Genomic DNA, 19,715 nt, shown 5'->3' on the forward strand with positions numbered 1-19,715 from the left:
AAGAATAAAGAGGAAGTTGTTGGCGTAGTGCAGGTTTCAGCGTTTCCCCCTCTATTCAGGCTGTTTTTATGGGAGTATTAGAGCTAGTATTAATTAAATAAAATTATAGGGATCCCTAGTAGCTTTTGATAAAATAACCTCCACACCCCTAGGCTCTAATACTCTTTTAATCTTTTCTGATAAACTAATTACAAGGGGCCATTCTGAATTAAAATGTCCTATATCTATTACAGAGAGTCCCACCTCTTCATAGTCAGATACAAAGTGATAGGTAGTATCCCCTGTGATTAATAGTTCAGCACCTAGTTCATAGGATTGCTGCAAGTAATCTTCTCCACTTCCATTAACTAAAGCTATGGTTCTTACTTTTTTATTTAATTCCCCGGAATATCTTAAATTTTGTATTTTTAATTTATCTTTAATGCCCTTTATTATTCCCTCTAGGGTAGTCTCTTCCTTTAGCTGAACTATTCTTCCCACTCCTGCTGTAGGATTTGATGGAGAAACTTCAATGATTTTACTTTCTTGAAAGCCAAGAATCTTTACAAATTCATCATTTAAGCCACCCTTTACAGCATCCCAATTAGTATGACTAGAATATAGGGCTATACCATTTTCTATTAACTTCATTAGCTTTTTACCTTGGAGACTATCTGTGGTTATGGTTTTAGGCTTTATAAACAGCAATGGATGATGAGTTAAAATAAGTTGAGCTCCTAGTTCCTTTGCTTCCTCTATGACCTTTATGGTGCAATCTAGAGCAACTAGGACCTTTGTTACTTCCCTTTCTCTATCTCCAACCATAAACCCAACGTTATCGTAGCTCTCTTTTAAGTTTAATGGCGCAAGGCCCTCCATTATATTAATAATTTCATTTATTTTTACCATAAAAATATACCTCCACCCATTTACTCAAGCAAAAAGCCCTTTATACTTTGAATTTTATCCCATAACTCCAACTTTCTTTTTCTTGAATTTTCTGTGTCACCCTTAAGTTCTTCATGGATTCTTAAATACTTTTCTAACTTATAATTTAAATATTCCCTATAGGTATTATCTTTCTTACCTAAAAGCAGCTTACTTATTTCATAAAAAATAGGCTCAATAACTTTAGGCTTATCTCCCCAGGATATCTTCATAATTTCATAGTATTTTTCTTCATCGTATATTATCCACTCATCTAGGATGTTACACCCTGAGGTATAAATATATTCCCTTAAGACTTCTGGATTTTGTACTGGCTGAACTATAATATAGTCTAACTCTTTAAAGACAGCCTTACTCTCCTCTAGGATATCTCTTATTAAGTTTCCTCCCATACCGGCAATTACAGCTGCCTCTACTTCCCTAGGAGTTACAGTTGTAAGTCCTCCTCCAAGTCTACATTGTATCTTATGTTGCAAATTATTATCTCTAACATTTTTTTTAGCCTTTTCCACGGGACCTTTATTAATATCACTAGCTATGGCAAAGTCTATTTTATTTCTTTTTAAAAGTTCTATGGGTACATATCCATGGTCTGTTCCTACATCTACCATGGATTTAACCCCTGTGATTAAATCACTTATTAACTTTAATCTTTTGCTAATTATCATATTTCACCTAACACCTTATCTATATAACAGTCAGAATAAGTCTCATTTGAATATATAGGAATACTATTGCCACTAAAAGTGAAATATAGATATACCTATAGGCAGACTTTTTATCATATTTTGCACAAAAGTGAGCTGCATAATACATACAGAACATCACTGCCATATTTAATAGACCATAGAGCATCTGGGCAAAAGCAAATTGCTTGTCTGTACCTACTTCTCCCGCTTCTTTGGACACGTTAATAACTAATGGCATTACATCTGGAAGTTTATTTAGTATATATAAAACCATTGGAAAAAAAGTTGTAAATAAAATTATTGTACTAGTTAAAATCAATGGATACATAAACTTTTTATCCTTATGTAGTCTACTTACCTTATTATATTTCTTTGTCCAAGTCTTTTCTTCAATACCTAGGCCTTCTAAAATTTCTAGAAATTTTTCAGAGTTCTTAGGTGACACAGCATAGCTTATGTCTTGAGTTTTTAAATATATAACACTACTTCCGCTTGTTACAAACATTCTAGCGGTTCCTAAATTTTTTACTGCAATTCTTCCTATGGCAAATTTATTAGAGGATATACCTGAAAGGCTTATACCTCTTATTTTTCCCTTTTCCACAGTGTAGCATTCTACATCACTTAAAGGTAAAATTACTTTTTTAAGTCCTCCCAGCGCATTTATTCTCACTTCACTATTTGTTATTTCATACTTTACAGTTAACCATACTCCAATATGATATAAGTAGAATATATTACAAATGACCAACATTACTCTTATTAAACTCAACATAAGATAGGAATCTAGAACATAGGCAGACCCAACCCCTATTACATTAAACATAACAAAAGTGAATATAGTTGGAATTATTTCTAGTTTCTTATTGCTATTGAAACTATTCATGGATTACCTCCTTATAAATTGTGTATACTTTTATTTTATATTATACTAAGGGATTTTGTCTATTACAAATTTTGTATATATAACAAAGGAGCTGCCAAAAGACAGCCCCTCACTAATCTAAATAATCCTTAAGTTTTTTACTTCTACTTGGATGTCTTAACTTTCTTAACGCCTTCGCTTCAATCTGTCTAATTCTTTCTCTTGTTACATTGAACTCTTTTCCAACTTCCTCAAGAGTTCTAGCTCTTCCGTCATCAAGACCAAATCTAAGTCTTAACACCTTTTCTTCCCTTGGAGTTAAAGTTCTAAGTTGACTTATTAATTGTTCCTTTAACATGGTGAAAGCTGCTGCTTCTGCTGGAGCAAGGGCATCATCATCAGGAATAAAATCTCCAAGATGAGAATCTTCTTCTTCACCTATAGGTGTTTCTAAAGATACAGGTTCTTGAGCAATTTTCATTATTTCTCTAACTTTATCTACGCTCATATCCATATGTTTTGCAATTTCTTCTGGTAATGGCTCTCTTCCTAATTCTTGAAGAAGCTGCCTTGATACTCTAATTAACTTATTAATAGTTTCTACCATGTGTACTGGTATTCTAATAGTTCTAGCCTGGTCTGCAATAGCTCTTGTAATCGCCTGTCTAATCCACCATGTAGCATAGGTACTGAATTTAAATCCCTTACTGTAGTCAAACTTTTCTACAGCTTTTATAAGTCCTAAATTACCTTCTTGAATCAAATCTAAAAATAACATACCACGACCAACATATCTTTTAGCAATACTTACAACTAATCTAAGGTTTGCTTCTGCTAATTTCTTTTTAGCATATTCATCACCATTTTCTATAAGCTTAGCAAGTCTCATCTCTTCTTCAGCTGATAATAGAGGCACCTTACCAATTTCTTTAAGGTACATTCTAACTGGATCATCTATGGCAATTCCTTCTGGAATTGTTATGTCAACCTCTATTTCTACTTCTTCTTCATCCTCAACTTCTGGCTCTAAACCTATAACGTCTATACCCATAGATTCTAGAACTTCATAAATCTTTTCTATTTGCTCTGGAGTTAGTTCTACACCTTCTACTTCTTCCATTATCTCTTTATAAGTTAAATTCCCTTTTTTCTTACCCTTTTCTACTAATTTCTTTACTATAGCAACTTTTCCTGCTTTGTCCTTCATTCCATTACCTCCTCTCTTCTATAGTTTTCCCATTTCCTTTTGTATATCCATAAGCTCTCTAGCTAACATCAAAGTTTCCTCAACCAACCCTTCAGACTCACACTTTCTAATTTTATCCATAATTTTCTTTCTTGACTCCTCTAACTTGTATTTTTTTATGTTATTCACGCAGTCACTTACCATTTTGTCTATGGATCCTTCATCTATATCAACTTTATATTCTTGAATTTTTATCCATTCCTTTGTGAATTCACTATCCTGCATAGTTTGCAGGTTAATAATCTTTATCAATTCTTCCTTAGAGCACATATTATTTTCTTTAATGATTGTATAAATTACTTTATGTGCCTTTAAAATAAGGTCATCTTCACTTACATTACTAAATATTTTATCACTTAGCCTTTTATCAAGGGCAAGGCTTAATACCGTTCTTTCAGCCCTAACAAACCCAGGCTCTAAATATAATTTTTGCCCAAACTTCCTATTTATATTATGATTTTTACTATTTTCTATAGATTTATTGGGATTTTTATCTAAGGACTCCATTATAGCTTCTTCACCTATGCCACTCTTCTCTGAAACTTGCTTAATATATACAGCTTTTTCTAGTGGATCAAGGTCCTTTAGCACGCTAACTACTCTCTTTAGATATTTAATCACCATTTCTTGTTTTGAAAAGTCAATTCCCTTTTCTGCCATCCTTAGTTTAAAATCTATAATTGGTAGAGCCCCGTCTACTAGATTTAGAAATTTTTCCCTGCCGTAGGATCTAATAAATTCATCGGGGTCTTTTCCACTAGGGATTTGAAGAATTTTAAGGTCAAATCCAGATTTTTGTAATATTTCTAAGCCTCTTATAGTAGCATTTTGACCTGCTACATCTGAATCAAAGGATACTATTACAGTATCAATATATCTCTTTAATAATTTACATTGACCTTCTGTTAATGCAGTTCCTAGGGTGGCAACTACATTTGTTACTCCTTGTTGGGAAAGAGAGATTACATCCATGTAACCTTCAACCATGATAACTGTTCTAGCTGGATTATTCTTTATTGCTAAATTTAATCCATAAAGATTTGTTCCTTTATGAAATATTGGGGTTTCGGGAGAGTTTAAATATTTGGGTTTAGAATCATCTAAAACCCTTCCACCAAAGCCTATTACCCTACCACTGACATTAAATACAGGAAATATAATTCTATTTCTAAATCTATCATATATATTTCCCTTTTCATTTTTTGTAGTAAGTCCTAGTTCTAATATTTCTTCTTCACTAAAGCCTCTTTGTTTTAAATAGGAACGTATTCCCTGCCAATTGTCTAGTGAAAAACCAATACCAAACTTTTTAATAGTTTCATCTGTTATACCTCTTCCCTTTAGGTATTCATAAGGAGCCTTAAATCTTTTTAAATTAGTATAAAAATATCTGGCCGCTTGTACGTTTATATCATACATTCGCTTAAATTTTTCATTAGTTGCTGAACTTTTACCTGGTGAATCTGCATCATCTACTACAATGCCTACCTTTTCTCCAAGAAGTTTTACTGCTTCTGGGAAAGCCATGTTCCTAGTTTTCATAACAAAACTTATTACATTACCAGCCTCTCCGCATCCAAAGCATTTATAAATTTGTTTTTCACTTGATACAGTAAATGAAGGTGTTTTTTCATTGTGAAATGGACATCTTCCTAAATAATTTTTCCCCGTTTTTTTTAAGGTTACTACCTCTGAAACGATATCCACTATATCATTTTCCTCTTTTATTTTTTGTATTATTTCTTCAGAAAACATTATTAACTCACCTCACTCTCAAGTGATTCTAAACTTAAAGAAACCTACTAAATATATTATTCATTAAGTCTAAAAGAATTTAACTTTACGTACAAATTCCTAGCTCTTATAATTCGACATATATCTCTTAAATCCTTTTTTTTAAAAAAGTTTTTTGTAATATAATTGTATTGTTTGTTATATATATATTCTTTATAAGATATAGTTTTCCTTCATAAAGAGTTACTTTATTTAAATATTTATATAGATAAAATCATTACTTTAAATAAATATCCTTAACTAGGTATATATATGTCCTTAAACAGATCTATACAGTATTCATCACTCATTCCTGCTATGTAATCAGCAACACCTTGATTAAGTCCTTCTTCCTTGGCTATGGACTTGTAAAATTCAGGTAGCTTTTCTTCATGAAAATAAAAATATTTATAAAGCTGAATAAGAATAAACCTAGCTTTATCCCTTTCTTCTTTTAGAAACTCTCCATTATAGACTTCTTTAAACATAAAATCTCTAAGCTTTTTAAAGTTATAATCTATAGCTTTAGATAATGACACTTGAATATCATTGGAATCTATATTGCTTTTTGTTCTATAGATACAGTCTTTAACTAAGGTATCTACTCTCTCTCCATGAGTATTCCCTAAAATCTCAAGTATATCCTTTGGTATATCCTCCATAGATAAAATTCCTGCTCTTAGGGAGTCATCAATGTCATGATTTACATAAGCTATTTTATCGCTATACTTTACTACTTGACCCTCTAAGGTAAAAGCCTTGCTACTGTTATTAGAAAAACCACTATGATATAGTATTCCGTCCAATACCTCCTTTGATAAATTTAACCCTTGTCCATTATTCTCTATATATGTTAATACCCTAACACTATTTTGGTTATGGCTAAAACCATTGGTAAGTAATTCATTAAGCACTTCTTCTCCACTGTGAGCAAAGGCAACATGTCCAATATCATGACCTAGAGCTATGGCTTCTATTAAGTCTTCATTTAGTCCTATGCCTCTACCTATAGTTCTAGCAATTTGCGCCACTTCCAAGGTATGGGTAAGCCTGGTTCTATAGTGGTCGCTCCAGGTTTTAATATATACTTGAGTCTTTCTCTTTAGCCTCCTGAAGGATTTACAGTGTATTATTCTATCTCGGTCAATCATATAGGCAGTTCTAACTTCATCTAATTCTTCGCTTCTAGCCCTCCCCATAGAGTTTTTAGATTTTGAGCCTTGTGGTATTATACTATACTCTTCTCTCTTTTCTATGTTTTCCCTAATATTCATCATTGCACCTACCTTTATTTCTTATTGAATACTTAAAGTTATGCTTAGATGTTTAAATTTAGCTTATAAAAACTTTTATATTATAACATAAACTATTGTTTTATTTCTACAACCTTTAAGTATTCTATATATTTAAAATATTAAATTTAATCCCTATTTATTATATTTAATAACTATATCATGTATGTATATAATTTCTTTATTATGTATATAGTTTCTTTACTATCCATGAATATTCCTTTAATGGACCATAAAAATTTTTTTAATATTTCAAGGAGTTGATATATTTATCATAAATTTTACATAAATATAATTATAGTAGAGATATTTAGTATTATCTTATAGTATTTTTAAGGAGAGAAGTACAATGAGTAACGCAATAGCAGATAGTTCTAGTTCAAATTTACTATCGCCAAGTAATATTAAGAAAAATGTATTACCTTATTATAATTTATCTAGTAACTGCAGTATATATCAGGTGAAGTTTAAGGATACAGATAAGCAAAGAGCTGTATATAAAATAGAAAGTGATTCCCATGAGTATTGTTTGAAAAAAGTATATTATGATGTAGATGAACTGCTTTTTATTTATTCAGCCATAGAATGGTTATATCGTAATAATATAAATGTACCTAGAATACTATCTACTACTAATCACGGAAGATATGTAAGGTATAATGATATGTTATTTATTCTCACAGATTGGATTCAAGGGGATAAATGCGATTTTGATGATATAAATAATGTAAATATGGCAAGTAGAAATTTAGGACAAATTCATGAGACTTCTTTAGGATTCTCCCCAATTTTAGGTAGTAAACATAAGGAAGGTTTCACCAATCTTACAGACTCTTTAAATAAACATACTGTTCAACTTGTTAAAAATGAGAATCTAGCATTAAAGTATAAAGATTATTTTTCTAAAATATATAGAGTTAGTTTTACTAACAGCATGTGCCTAGCAAATTTATCAACTAATGTAGCCAATACTATAGACTATGACAACTTATCCATATCCATTTGTCACAATGATTACGTAAGTAAAAATCTTATTGTAAATCAGGGTAAAATTTACGTTATAGACTTTGATAAATGTAGATACGACTATTCAGCCTTTGATATTTCTTATTGTTTAAGGAGGCTTATGAGAAGAGAAAACACTTGCTGGAACGGAGATTTAGCCATAAACTTTTTACAGGAATATGAGAGCAGTCACCCTTTGACCTTTGATGATTATAAATATATCCTTGCCTACTTAGCCTTCCCACAGAAATATTGGAAATTATCTAGGGATTACTATAAAAATATATCAAAATGCAATAAAAAAGCTTTTATTAATCTTCTTAATAAAGCTGTAATCCACAATGATATCCATATTGATTTCAGTTATAAACTACTGGATTATATTGAAAATAAATTTAGCACCAAAATTTCCTTTAAATAAGACTCTTAAAGATATATAAAGAGGTTATCTGAAAATATTTTAATTCTTTTCAGATAGCCTCTTTGTTAATTATTATTTTCTATTTTATTTGCATCCACAGCAGCATTTTTTTCTTGGATTTTTAACTTCAGCTTGAGCAGCTGCAAGTCTTGCTACTGGAACTCTGAATGGTGAGCATGATACATAGTTTAATCCTACTTCGTGGCAGAATTCAACGGAAGATGGATCTCCACCGTGCTCTCCACATATTCCAAGTTTGATGTCTGGTCTAGTAGATTTTCCTAGGTCAGCAGCCATCTTAACAAGTTTTCCAACTCCAACTTGGTCTAATCTTGCAAATGGATCAGATTCATATATGCTCTTGTCATAGTAGTGTTTCAAGAAGTTTCCAGCGTCATCTCTTGAGAATCCAAAGGTCATTTGTGTTAAATCATTAGTTCCAAAAGAGAAGAACTCAGCTTCTTTAGCTATTTCATCAGCAGTTAAAGCAGCTCTTGGAATTTCTATCATTGTTCCTACCATGTACTTCATATCTATGCCTGATTCTTTTATGATTTTATCAGCTGTTTCTGTAACTATGTTTTTAACATACTTAAGCTCTTTTACTTCTCCAATTAATGGTATCATGATTTCAGGTACTATATCATAACCTTTTCTAATTTTAACATCTATAGCAGCTTCTATTACTGCTCTTGTTTGCATTTCAGCTATTTCTGGGTAAGAAACTGCAAGTCTGCAACCTCTGTGACCCATCATTGGGTTGAACTCATGTAATGATTCAACAGTATTTTTTAGATCTTCAAAAGTAATTCCAAGTTCTTTAGCTAATTCTACTATTTCATCATCTTCATGAGGAAGGAACTCGTGTAGTGGTGGATCTAAGAATCTTATAGTAGCTGGTCTATCTTGTAACTCCTCGTAGATTCCTATAAAGTCACCCTTTTGCATTGGTAATAATTTTTCTAGAGCTGCTCTTCTTGTAGCTTCATCCTTAGCAACGATCATTTGTCTTATAGCCATGATTCTCTCGCCTTCAAAGAACATGTGCTCTGTTCTACAAAGTCCTATTCCTTCTGCTCCGAATTTAACTGCTTGAGCTGTATCTCTTGGATTATCAGCATTAGTTCTTACCTTCAAGGTTCTTAGTTCATCAGCCCATGCCATGAATGTTCCAAAATATCCACTTATTTCAGGATCTACAGTTTTAATTTGTCCTGCATATACATTTCCTGTACTTCCATCTATTGAGATGTAGTCTCCTTCTTTATAAGTAACTCCACCTACTGCAAAGGTCTTATTTCCTTCATTTACTGTTAAGTCACCACAACCAGCAACACAACATGTTCCCATTCCTCTAGCAACAACAGCTGCGTGAGAAGTCATTCCACCTCTTACTGTTAATATACCTTCAGATGCAATCATACCTTCAATATCTTCTGGTGAAGTTTCAAGTCTAACTAAAACTACCTTTTCACCATTTTCATGGGCAGCTTTTGCATCTTCTGCAGTGAAGTAAACTTTACCACAAGCAGCACCTGGAGATGCTGGAAGTCCTTTAGCTATAACTGCTGCAGCCTTAAGTGCTGATGAATCAAAGGCAGGGTGTAATAATGTATCTAATTGTTTTGGTTCAACTTTAAGAATTGCTTCTTCTTTAGTAAGCATTTTCTCTTCTACAAGGTCAACAGCTATTTTAAGGGCAGCTTGAGCTGTTCTCTTACCGTTTCTTGTTTGTAGGAAGTAAAGCTTACCTTCTTCTATAGTGAACTCCATATCTTGCATATCTCTGTAATGGTTTTCTAAAGTGTTTACAATATCCATAAATTGTTTATACACTTCTGGATTTTCTTGTTCTAATTGCTCTATTTTTTGAGGTGTTCTGATACCAGCAACAACATCTTCTCCTTGAGCATTCATTAAGTATTCAGCAAATATTTTCTTTTCTCCTGTAGATGGGTTTCTTGAGAATGCAACCCCTGTACCAGAAGTATTTCCTTTATTTCCAAATACCATTTCTTGAACGTTTACTGCAGTTCCCCAACTACCAGGAATATCGTTCATTCTTCTGTATACTATAGCTCTAGGATTGTTCCAAGATCTAAATACAGCAGTGATAGAAGCTATTAATTGCTCTGTAGGGTCGCTTGGGAATTCTTCGCCCTTAGCTTCTTTGTAGTAAGCTTTAAATTTAGCTACTAATTCTTTTAAGTCTTCTGCATTTAATTCTGTATCAAGTTTTACGCCTCTAGCAGCCTTCATTTCATCCATGATATCTTCAAAGTTTCTCTTTTCTACTTCCATAACTACATCAGCAAACATTTGAATGAATCTTCTGTATGAATCGTATGCAAATCTAGGATTGTTTGTTTTATTAGCCATTACTTCAACGGTTTCATCGTTTAATCCTAGATTAAGGATAGTATCCATCATTCCAGGCATAGATGCTCTAGCACCAGATCTTACTGAAACCAATAGTGGATTTTCTAAACTTCCAAACTTTTTACCTGTAAGTTTTTCAAGTTCAGTCATTTTTTCATGAATTTCCTCAACGATTTCTTCTGCAATTTTCTTTCCATCATCATAGTATTTATTACAAGCTTCAGTTGTTACTGTGAAGCCTTGTGGCACTGGAATTCCTATGTTTGTCATTTCTGCAAGGTTTGCACCCTTTCCACCTAGTAAATTTTTCATGCCGCCGTTGCCTTCATTAAAAAGGTACACATATTTTTTCTTTTCCATGTTATACAACCCCTTAACTCTTAAATTATAGTTATATAGTCAAATGAATAAAATTATTCATTTTCACCCAATTTTACAAATACCATAGAAATTGTTGTCTTAGATATTTTTCCTACAATTTTCGGAACTTCTTTTCCCCTTAAAAGTTCTAGTCTTACAACAGGTAAGGAATCTACCTGATGCTCAATTATTTTTTTTGCAGCATCAAAGGCTGAATCTTCCTCTGATACACTAACAATATTCGGCATTCTAGTCATGATAATTCCAACGGGTACTCTATGCATATCAGCTGTTCCCATAGCCATCTTTATAAAGTCTTTTCTAGATACAGCACCTAATAGTGCTCCTTCATTTTCAATGAATAAAGTTCCTGTGTCATTTAAAAATAGTGTCAGAATGGCCTCATAAACAGGTGTGTCTTCCTTTACTAAAACAGGTTCAGACATTACATCCTTAACCTTTATATTTCTAATTTCACTGTTTTTAGGTCCTTTATTTGAATTTTTAACACACACATATCCAACTTTAGGTCTTGCTTGAAGTATACCAGTCATAGTCAATATAGATAAGTCTGGTCTTATGGCGGATCGCGTAAGCCCTAACTCTTTTGCGATAGCTTCACTGGTTATTGGTTCATTTTCTTTAACTAATTCTATTATTTGTTCCTGTCTAAGCGAGAGTTTAATGACAATTCGCCACCTTTCAAAATTCTATTATTCACTCCAAATTCTATGATTTTAATTATATCACACATTGGGGTGATTAAGTGTTATTTTTAAGTTATTTTCTATTATATTGTATAAGAGATTTATTTAATTTGCAACTTTCTCTAAAAATTTTTAAAATATTTTGTTAATTCTCGGGTAAATTTTATTCTAAATTAAAAAAGATGAGTATATACCCATCTTTAATTTATGTTATCTTTTCATATTATTCTTTGCTTCAGAAATTTTTTCTTTAATCTTTCCTGAGGTTTCAGAGAAGATCTCTTTTAGATCATGGGTTACTTCTGTAGCTTTCTTTGCAGTTGTTTCCATAGTGCTCTTTACAATTTTATTAACTACTTCTACAGTTCCATCTTCTTTAATTATATCTATTTCTAAATCACTAAATACTGCAGTAGCAGCTCCTAAAACTATTAATACAGGTTGCAATAATAATGCTATACCCACCACAATTCCTGCATTTACAGGAATATTCACTAGGATAGAATCATCCTTTCTGATGATAATTCTAGAAACATTACCAGCTTTTATCAGCTCTTTTATATAGGTTACAAATTCACTTTGAGAAATTTTCTCATTGAAATTTCTATTATCCTTTTGTTTTTCTCTTTCACAGTGAATTAATGCTTCGATTAAGTCCCCATTGAACCTTTCTAATAAGTCCTTAGCTTCTTCTTCAGATAGATTAGCTCTTTCTTTTAATATATTTATCTTTTTTAATGTAGCTTCATCCATAAATATTTCCTCCCTAGCAATATTTAATACTTAAGTATATTATATCACTTATATACTAAAACTTTTTAAGTAAGGATAGACTATTAGGTTTTTTTCTATAATTTAGACTTATAAAGGTTTCTAGGATTTTTCCTATTTGTTCCTTTGTATTCATATCTAAATTAAGTCTTCCTACCTTCTCCAGCTCCACTTTACTTAGAAACTTTAATCCATTATATGTGGCAGCAGATACTTTCGTACCATATTGTTTTTCACACTGGTTACAAATTCCACCATAGAACTGAAAAGAAATATAGTCTGCGGTATTTATCTTATTTCCACATAGGGCACAGTTTTCTAAAGATATACCATAGCCTGTAGCCTTTAAAACTTTAACTTCAAAGGCTCTTGCTAAAAGATCTAAGTCTATAGCCTTGTTTCTCATAAGATAAAAGCATTTCACTAAATCTATAAATATGGGATGACTTTCACCTTCTTCTATTGCAATATCTATGAGTTCATTAAAATAAGAACCATATATTAAGGTATCATAGTCATTTAATATATCTTGAAAGGAATCTATAATTTTCCCTTCATTTAAGGTATATAAAGTTCTTCCTTTATATAATACATACTCACCAAAGGAGAAAGGTAGGGTATTTGAAAAATTTTTATTTTTACTTTTTCTAGCTCCCTTTGCAATAACAGTTACCTTTCCAAACTCCTCTGTAAGTATCCATAGTAATTTATCATTTTCTTTGTATTCTTGGGTTTTTAAAACTATCCCTCTAGTCTTGATAGTATTCAATGAATAACACCTGCAATTCTACTTATAACCAAGTTCCTTGAGTACAAATGCACTATCTCTCCACTCTGATTTAACCTTAACCCAAATCTTTAGGTTTACTTTACAGCCTAGGAACTTTTCAATATCTTGTCTTGCATAGGTAGATATTTTCTTCATCATAGCTCCATTTTTACCAATTATTATACCCTTATGGGAGTTCTTCTCACATAGCATATTTGCCTCAATAAGATAACTTCCATTTTCATTCTTCTTCATGGTTAAAATTTCTACAGCAATACCATGAGGTACTTCTTGAGATAAAAGTCTTAGCGCTTTTTCTCTTATGGTCTCCATTACTATAAATCTTTCTTGCTGATCTGTTATCATGTCTTCTGGGTAATACATTGGTCCCTCTGGTAACTGATCAACAACTAATTCTAATAATTTTTCGGTGTTCTTTCCGTTAATAGCTGAAATAGGTATTATTTCTTTAAAATCTAAAACTTTAGTATATTCTTCTAGAGTTTTAGCTACTCTATCAGCAGGGTTTTCATCTATTTTATTTACCACTAAAAATACTTTAGTATTACACTGCTTTAGTTGTTCTAAAATATGAAGGTCTGCCTTGTTTATCTCTCCTTCTGGTGTTGTTAAAAATAGCACCACATCCACATCTTGCATTGAATCTTTAGCTATCTTCACCATGTACTCACCTAACTTATGTTTAGGTTTATGCATACCTGGGGTATCTACAAATACTATTTGAAAGTTATCCCTTGTAAGTATTGTCTGTATATTGTTTCTTGTAGTTTGTGGCCTACTTGATACTATAGATAATTTCTCTCCCATTAAATAATTTAAAAGGGTTGATTTACCCACATTTGGTCTTCCTATTATAGTTATAAATCCTGATTTAAACATATATCTCTCCTTATTTAAGTAAGTCCTCTTTAGTAAAAGCTCCTGGTAGTATTTCTTCTAAGGTTTTTACTATATACTCATCTTGATTTTTAATTAATACTATTTCTATATCTTTAGCTGCAAACTCTGCAATAACCTGTCTACATATTCCACATGGAGCTGTAAATGCTAACATATCTCCTACTATGGCAATTTTTTTCATTATAGTATGACCTTCAGATACAGCCTTAAATATAGCCGTTCTTTCAGCACAGTTAGTAGCCCCATAAGAAGCATTTTCTATGTTACAGCCTGTAAATACACTGCCATCTTCCATTTCAATTGCTGCTCCAACTTTAAACTTAGAATATGGTACATAAGCTTTTTCTCTAGCCTCTATAGCAAGTTTTACCAATTCCTTTATATCCATTTTATCTTCCTCCAACCTAATTACTCAAATCTATCCATGGTTTATAATAGTCACACATTTCTTTAGTTTCTTAGTTATATTAGTTTACCATATAATACGAATTTTATCACATTATTTTTATTGCTTATATTTTATTTAGCTTCATTCATTTAGTAATTATCCAATAAGCTGGTATAACAGTAAGGTTAGTAGTGATCCAAAGGCTCCACCAAGGACTACTTCAAGGATGGAGTGTACGTTAGAATCTACTCTGCTTTGGGCTACTATAAAGGCTAATAAAAATGCCAATATCATTATTAGTGGCTCTGTGGTTAATAGTGTAATGGTGGTTGCCACAGCAAAGGCTATGGAACTATGACCACTTGGCATTCCGCCTCTTAAAGGTGTACCTTCATCATAGACAGCCTTTACTACTACAGTTGCAATACTAACTATTACTAACATTAAAAATATCATGTGAGGGTCAGAATTTTTAATTTTTGAAAGGATAATTATAGAAAAAGGTAGAACTTTATCACCAAAAATTATATAGGCTACTAAAATCGCATTTATTGCAGTGACTAATACTGCTCCTGCAGCTACATTTTTCGCAATCTTTGCTAGGGGATGATAAAAGTTGGTGGTGGCATCTATGGCACATTCCACTGCTGTATTTATCATCTCTGCAACCACAACCATTGTTATTGTAATGGCAATTACTAAAAGTTCCATCTTTGTCATGTCAAAGAAAAAACAAGCTGTTAGTATTAACATAGCTATTATCATATGTATTCTCATATTTCTTTGAGTTCGTATTGAATAAATTATTCCCTCTATAGCATAGTTAAAACTATCCACTAGCTTCTTTACCTTCATAATAACCCCACCTTAATTAAAGCTGATATAACCTATACATAATCTATTATCTTTCAATGTTAAACTTACTTAGAATTTCTTCTTCTCTAGCTCTCATTATTACCTTATCATCATCTTCCATGTGATCATATCCAAGCAAGTGAAGAATGGAGTGAGTTACTAAGTAGCACACTTCTCTTATAAAGGAGTGTCCAAACTCTTCACTCTGCTCCTTTGCTCTCTCTAAGGATAACACAATATCTCCAAGGACTAAATTTCCTTCATTTAAATCAATAATTGAAAATTCATGTTCTAAATAGCACTCCTTGAATACTTTTTTTTCATCATAGTCTAGCATGGGAAAGGATAGTACATCTGTAGCCCTATCTATTCCTCTTGTATCTGAGTTTATTTCTCTTATGACCTCATTATCTACAAAAATTAGACTTACTTCATAGGGAATCAGAACCTGTTCCTCTTTTAAAGCATAATCTATAATTTCTTTAATGTTTTCTTCTAAGTCTTTTTCAACGGAAATAAGACTTTGCCTATCGTCCATATAAATCATATTCTATCTCCTATTTACCCTATATCTGCTTTTCTTTTTCAACTTCTTTAGTTTGTATAACTGCTTCTGGCTCTTTTAATTTAAACTGTTCTTCCTTAGTTGATACCACTTCTTTATCTTCTTCAAGGTTTTTTTCATTGTTTTCTTTTGTTAAATTAATCCTGTCTTTAGGATACTCAATTCTTTCATGGTAAATTCCAGATAGAACCTTTAGAAAACTCTCTCTTATTTTCTCTAAATCTTTAAAGGTTAGGTCAGAGTTGACAAACTGATTTTCATCAATTCTACTCTTAATTATGTTATTTACCATTTCTTCTATCTTCTTTTTGTTAGGCTTATTAATGGACCTTACAGAGGCTTCAACCCCATCTGCTAACATTATAATGGTAGATTCCTTTGATCTTGGTGGTGGTCCACCATATCTATAATCTGCCTCATTTACCTCATCGGGATTCTCACTTTTATTTCTCATAGTTATATAAAAATACTTAGCGAGAGAATCTCCATGATGCTCTCTCACAACATCAGTGATGCCTTCAGGTAAGTTATATTTTTCTGCTAATTTAACACCATCTTCCACATGGGATAGTATTATGGCAGAGCTCATAGCTGGTGACATATCATCATGAGGATTTACTATACCTATTTGATTTTCCTTAAAATAATAGGGCCTTTCTAACTTTCCAACATCATGATAATAGGAGGCTACCCTAGCTAGTATTGGATTAGCTCCCACACTTTCCGCAGCCATCTCTGCTAAGTTTGCAACTAACACACAGTGGTGATAAGTACCCGGTGCTTCTAAAAGTAATCTCCTCATCAAGGGATGATTAGGGTTAGCGAGCTCCAGAAGTTTAATATTAGTTAATACGTCAAATATATTTTCTAAAACTGGCAGTATTCCTATGGCTAATATTCCTGATACTATAGCAGATATTCCTGTAAGCATAGCCTTATTGATTATACTAGTCACATTAGTGCTTAGGAAATATCCCATGGCACCAGCAAATACTACATTTATAGCTCCAATGAGCAAGGAAGAATACAATATGTCATTTCTTTGCTGAACCCTTTTTAATACCATCGGAACTATTACTGCATTGACCATAGCTATAAGAGTTAAATCTACTGAAAATTTAACAATAAAGGATATAAATATTACATTTAATATTCCTATGGTTACAGATGTTTTACTATCAATTAGTACAGATAATAAAATTGAAATACAAGCAAAGGGTATAACATAAGGAGATATGAGAATAGATATCCTAGCTAATACTACAGTTAGTACTGTCAGTAGGTTTATCAGGATAACCTTACTATTATCTTCATATATGTCCCTGCGCTTTTCTTTTATATATCTCCACTGTAATCCTAATACTCCTGCAACAACTAGAAGTAAAACTAGGTTCATATAAATGCCTGTAGATTTATCATTACCTAGAAGGCCTAAGTCATTTAGAAGCTCAATTTGTGATTCAGTAATAGGTTGACCTTCTGCTATTATAGTTTGATCCTTTTTATAGATTACAGGTATTACATTTTTAGTTATGTTTTGTCTTGCTTCTTCTGTTTTTTCATGATCTACAAAATAGGTAGCCTTAGTTTGTGAATAACCTATGGCCATGGCTAAATCCTTAACATTTTTAGCATAGCTAGTATTATTAAAGAAGGCGGTTATATATCCTTGTGCTGAAACTATATCCTGAGGTTTATTCTCGTATATAGGGGTAGTATCATATAAATTATTCATACATTCTACTATCTCTTCATTTAGGCTATTTAATCCAGTATCATTTAAGGATAAAATTAATCCATAGTTTTCAGTAGAAAGATTTTTTATAACACTTTCCTCTTTTAATTTTTTCAGCTTTATACCATTGATTTTATCCTGTTCTGACTTAATTTTTTCATCATCATCTTCACTGGAAGGATTATAAGGAGGATTTTCAGAATTTATCTTTTTAACTAATTCAAAAAGTTTATTTATATTATCTAAAGCACCTTTTCTTATATTAGCATCATAGGTATAGGTTTCTTGTACGTGTTTTAACTCTTCTTCAATACTCTTTTGAGTTGCTACCTTATCTTCCACATCTCTTGGTGCTTTAATATCAAATTTAGCTATTTCACCTACTTGAAGGTTATATTTTTTACTTACTACTACAGTGCTTAAAATCAAATAAACTATTAAAGTTGTAATTATAAAAGTAATATAGGGTTTTACTCTTGGAAATCTTATCCTTGATAATCTTTTTTTATGTCCCATATTTACACCTCTTTTTAAGTCTAAGGGGATTCATCTTCCTTTTCTCTTTCCGTTTCTGTTTCTGTAGCTACAACTTGACTTTCTGCTATGTCTTCTTCTACAGTAGCTAATACTCTAATTTCGTATTCCTTCTCTTGCTTTTTAACCTCTGGAGTAATATCTAGTATTTTAACTCCTCTATCTAAATTTAATGTAATTTTGTTTTGTAGTTCCTTTATTACAGTGTCAGTGTCAGTAGCTTCTTCCACCTCTTCTGTTTCATAATAAGTCTCTTTTATAAAGATGCCCCAGTTTTCTTCTATTTTATCATAAGTTGTATAGTTATTTAATGATTTCTTAATATAAATTTTATTATTGTTTACATTTACTCCATATCGTACCTGCTTATTTCCCGTTCTTCTTTTTGAGGTAATAGATATAGGTACTTTTGTAAATTCTTCGTAAAAAGTAGTAGCATATATTTTTCCTTCAGCCTTTACAGAGAACTCCATGCCTTCTTTTCCTTCTTGACCTTTTACAATTAACTCACCTTTATCAACTACTGTGCCAAGTTGTTTCACCGGAGTTCCAGCGCTAGTATATATTCTATTTATAACTCCACTTTTTTTAGCTACTAAATCTCCTGTGTACTCCTTTTCTTTTATCTTTGGTGGTTCTTGCCTCTCTACTATATCTACACTGAGCATAGAACCTTCAATTCTAACTTTAACCCACATTATTTCATCTATATCAGCAACTAACTTTTCTTCAACTTTTAGAACATCTATTGAACCCTTTTTACTTCCAACCATTATTCCATAGCTTTTCAGTATATTTCTAACTTCAAGGGGAGCTAGATATTTATCTGTATTTATATCCACACTCCAAATAAAGCTACTCAAATAGTATAAAATAAGGAAAAATGCAGCAACACCTGCAATTAAAAGTTTCCTAGTACTTAATCTAAGATAAAAAAAGTTTATCCCTTTACGATGCAAAATCTTCACTTTTCCATTTACTTTTTTAACAGCTTCTTTTAAATGAAGATAATCTGATATTGATATTTCTAGTGTTATAGAAAAGGCATTATTTCTTTTTATATTTTTTACACTGACATTTTTATTCCAGAGATAATTGAGAATTTTTTCTCCTTCAAGGGAATCTACTTGAACAGTTATATAGCTTTTATTAAAATTATTAATCTTCTTCATAGTTTTCATACACCATAGAGCTAAAACATCCACTTAAAGTTATGGTGGTACCTCCTACAAATATAATTTCAAAATCCTTACCTAGAATTTTCAAAGGTCCAATACTTGTATTTATAACTAATTCACTGTCACTGAACTTTATTATCCCCTTATGATTTTCTACCGTTACCTCTTTTCTTGCTATCACTATTATTTTAGGTAAACTAAGGGCTACATCTACTGGTAAGTCTAATCCATAAATGACCTTTTCCTTTACCCTCACTAATTTATCACTCAACTTCATCACCTCTAAATCATAATTTTTACTTACAAAGTTTCTCTTTTAAATTTTATGATTTCTT

General features: G+C 31.8%; 18 protein-coding genes. 1 reads left to right on the top strand and 17 read right to left on the bottom strand.

The features are described from left to right. Positions 1-93: 93 nt before the first annotated feature. The 6 genes from B2694_RS07595 to B2694_RS07620 form a co-directional block, all read right to left on the bottom strand. Positions 94-888, bottom strand: a complete 795-nt coding sequence (locus tag B2694_RS07595; protein ID WP_346885230.1) for a Nif3-like dinuclear metal center hexameric protein — start codon at positions 886-888, stop codon at positions 94-96. A gap of 20 nt (positions 889-908) precedes the next feature. Next, the gene (locus B2694_RS07600; RefSeq protein ID WP_346885231.1) at positions 909-1,595 is read right to left on the bottom strand and encodes a class I SAM-dependent methyltransferase; all 687 of its coding nucleotides are present in this window, start codon (positions 1,593-1,595) and stop codon (positions 909-911) included. Between the two features lie 19 nt (positions 1,596-1,614). Further along, positions 1,615-2,502, bottom strand: a complete 888-nt coding sequence (locus B2694_RS07605) for a PH domain-containing protein (RefSeq protein ID WP_346885232.1) — start codon at positions 2,500-2,502, stop codon at positions 1,615-1,617. A gap of 112 nt (positions 2,503-2,614) precedes the next feature. Beyond that, complete coding sequence (gene rpoD / locus B2694_RS07610) at positions 2,615-3,688, bottom strand: RNA polymerase sigma factor RpoD (protein ID WP_035128925.1); 1,074 nt, start codon at positions 3,686-3,688, stop codon at positions 2,615-2,617. An 18-nt stretch (positions 3,689-3,706) separates the two neighbouring features. Further along, positions 3,707-5,482, bottom strand: a complete 1,776-nt coding sequence (gene dnaG, locus B2694_RS07615; RefSeq protein WP_346885233.1) for a DNA primase — start codon at positions 5,480-5,482, stop codon at positions 3,707-3,709. A 275-nt stretch (positions 5,483-5,757) separates the two neighbouring features. Continuing rightward, positions 5,758-6,774 (bottom strand): deoxyguanosinetriphosphate triphosphohydrolase, encoded by a 1,017-nt coding sequence (locus tag B2694_RS07620; RefSeq protein WP_346885234.1) that lies wholly within the window; start codon positions 6,772-6,774, stop codon positions 5,758-5,760. Positions 6,775-7,141: 367 nt separating this feature from the next. Between B2694_RS07620 and B2694_RS07625 the strand changes: the two genes are divergently transcribed. Further along, a complete protein-coding gene (locus tag B2694_RS07625) occupies positions 7,142-8,218 on the top strand; it encodes a CotS family spore coat protein (protein ID WP_346885235.1) in 1,077 nt (358 codons plus the stop codon). An 84-nt stretch (positions 8,219-8,302) separates the two neighbouring features. Here B2694_RS07625 and ppdK read toward each other — a convergent pair whose 3' ends face one another. The 11 genes from ppdK to yqfC form a co-directional block, all read right to left on the bottom strand. Next, the gene (gene ppdK, locus B2694_RS07630; protein WP_346885236.1) at positions 8,303-10,957 is read right to left on the bottom strand and encodes a pyruvate, phosphate dikinase; all 2,655 of its coding nucleotides are present in this window, start codon (positions 10,955-10,957) and stop codon (positions 8,303-8,305) included. Positions 10,958-11,010: 53 nt separating this feature from the next. Beyond that, entirely contained in the window at positions 11,011-11,643 is a 633-nt protein-coding gene (locus B2694_RS07635; RefSeq protein WP_035128912.1) for a helix-turn-helix transcriptional regulator, read from the bottom strand. 231 nt (positions 11,644-11,874) lie between these two features. Next, on the bottom strand, positions 11,875-12,417 hold the full coding sequence (locus B2694_RS07640; protein WP_346885237.1) for a DUF4342 domain-containing protein: 543 nt from the start codon (positions 12,415-12,417) through the stop codon (positions 11,875-11,877). Between the two features lie 55 nt (positions 12,418-12,472). Next, positions 12,473-13,204 carry a DNA repair protein RecO gene (recO, locus tag B2694_RS07645; protein WP_346885238.1) on the bottom strand — a complete coding sequence of 244 codons (732 nt, stop codon included), beginning with the start codon at positions 13,202-13,204 and terminating at the stop codon, positions 12,473-12,475. Between the two features lie 18 nt (positions 13,205-13,222). Then, on the bottom strand, positions 13,223-14,104 hold the full coding sequence (gene era / locus B2694_RS07650; RefSeq protein WP_035128906.1) for a GTPase Era: 882 nt from the start codon (positions 14,102-14,104) through the stop codon (positions 13,223-13,225). A gap of 10 nt (positions 14,105-14,114) precedes the next feature. Further along, positions 14,115-14,513 carry a cytidine deaminase gene (locus tag B2694_RS07655; RefSeq protein WP_346885239.1) on the bottom strand — a complete coding sequence of 133 codons (399 nt, stop codon included), beginning with the start codon at positions 14,511-14,513 and terminating at the stop codon, positions 14,115-14,117. A 156-nt stretch (positions 14,514-14,669) separates the two neighbouring features. Continuing rightward, entirely contained in the window at positions 14,670-15,368 is a 699-nt protein-coding gene (locus B2694_RS07660) for a diacylglycerol kinase (RefSeq protein ID WP_346885240.1), read from the bottom strand. 46 nt (positions 15,369-15,414) lie between these two features. Then, positions 15,415-15,915, bottom strand: coding sequence for an rRNA maturation RNase YbeY (gene ybeY / locus B2694_RS07665; protein WP_346885241.1), 501 nt, complete (start codon positions 15,913-15,915; stop codon positions 15,415-15,417). Positions 15,916-15,934: 19 nt separating this feature from the next. Further along, positions 15,935-18,184 carry an HDIG domain-containing metalloprotein gene (locus tag B2694_RS07670; RefSeq protein WP_346885242.1) on the bottom strand — a complete coding sequence of 750 codons (2,250 nt, stop codon included), beginning with the start codon at positions 18,182-18,184 and terminating at the stop codon, positions 15,935-15,937. Between the two features lie 20 nt (positions 18,185-18,204). After that, positions 18,205-19,374 (bottom strand): sporulation protein YqfD, encoded by a 1,170-nt coding sequence (yqfD, locus tag B2694_RS07675; RefSeq protein ID WP_346885243.1) that lies wholly within the window; start codon positions 19,372-19,374, stop codon positions 18,205-18,207. Continuing rightward, on the bottom strand, positions 19,361-19,651 hold the full coding sequence (gene yqfC, locus B2694_RS07680; protein ID WP_346885244.1) for a sporulation protein YqfC: 291 nt from the start codon (positions 19,649-19,651) through the stop codon (positions 19,361-19,363). The genes yqfD and yqfC overlap by 14 nt, the downstream gene beginning before the upstream one ends. Positions 19,652-19,715: the final 64 nt, after the last annotated feature.

It is taken from the genome of Clostridium sp. UBA4395 (assembly GCF_002390995.1).
In the GTDB taxonomy this organism is placed as follows: Bacteria; Bacillota; Clostridia; order Clostridiales; family Clostridiaceae; genus Clostridium_J; species Clostridium_J sulfidigenes.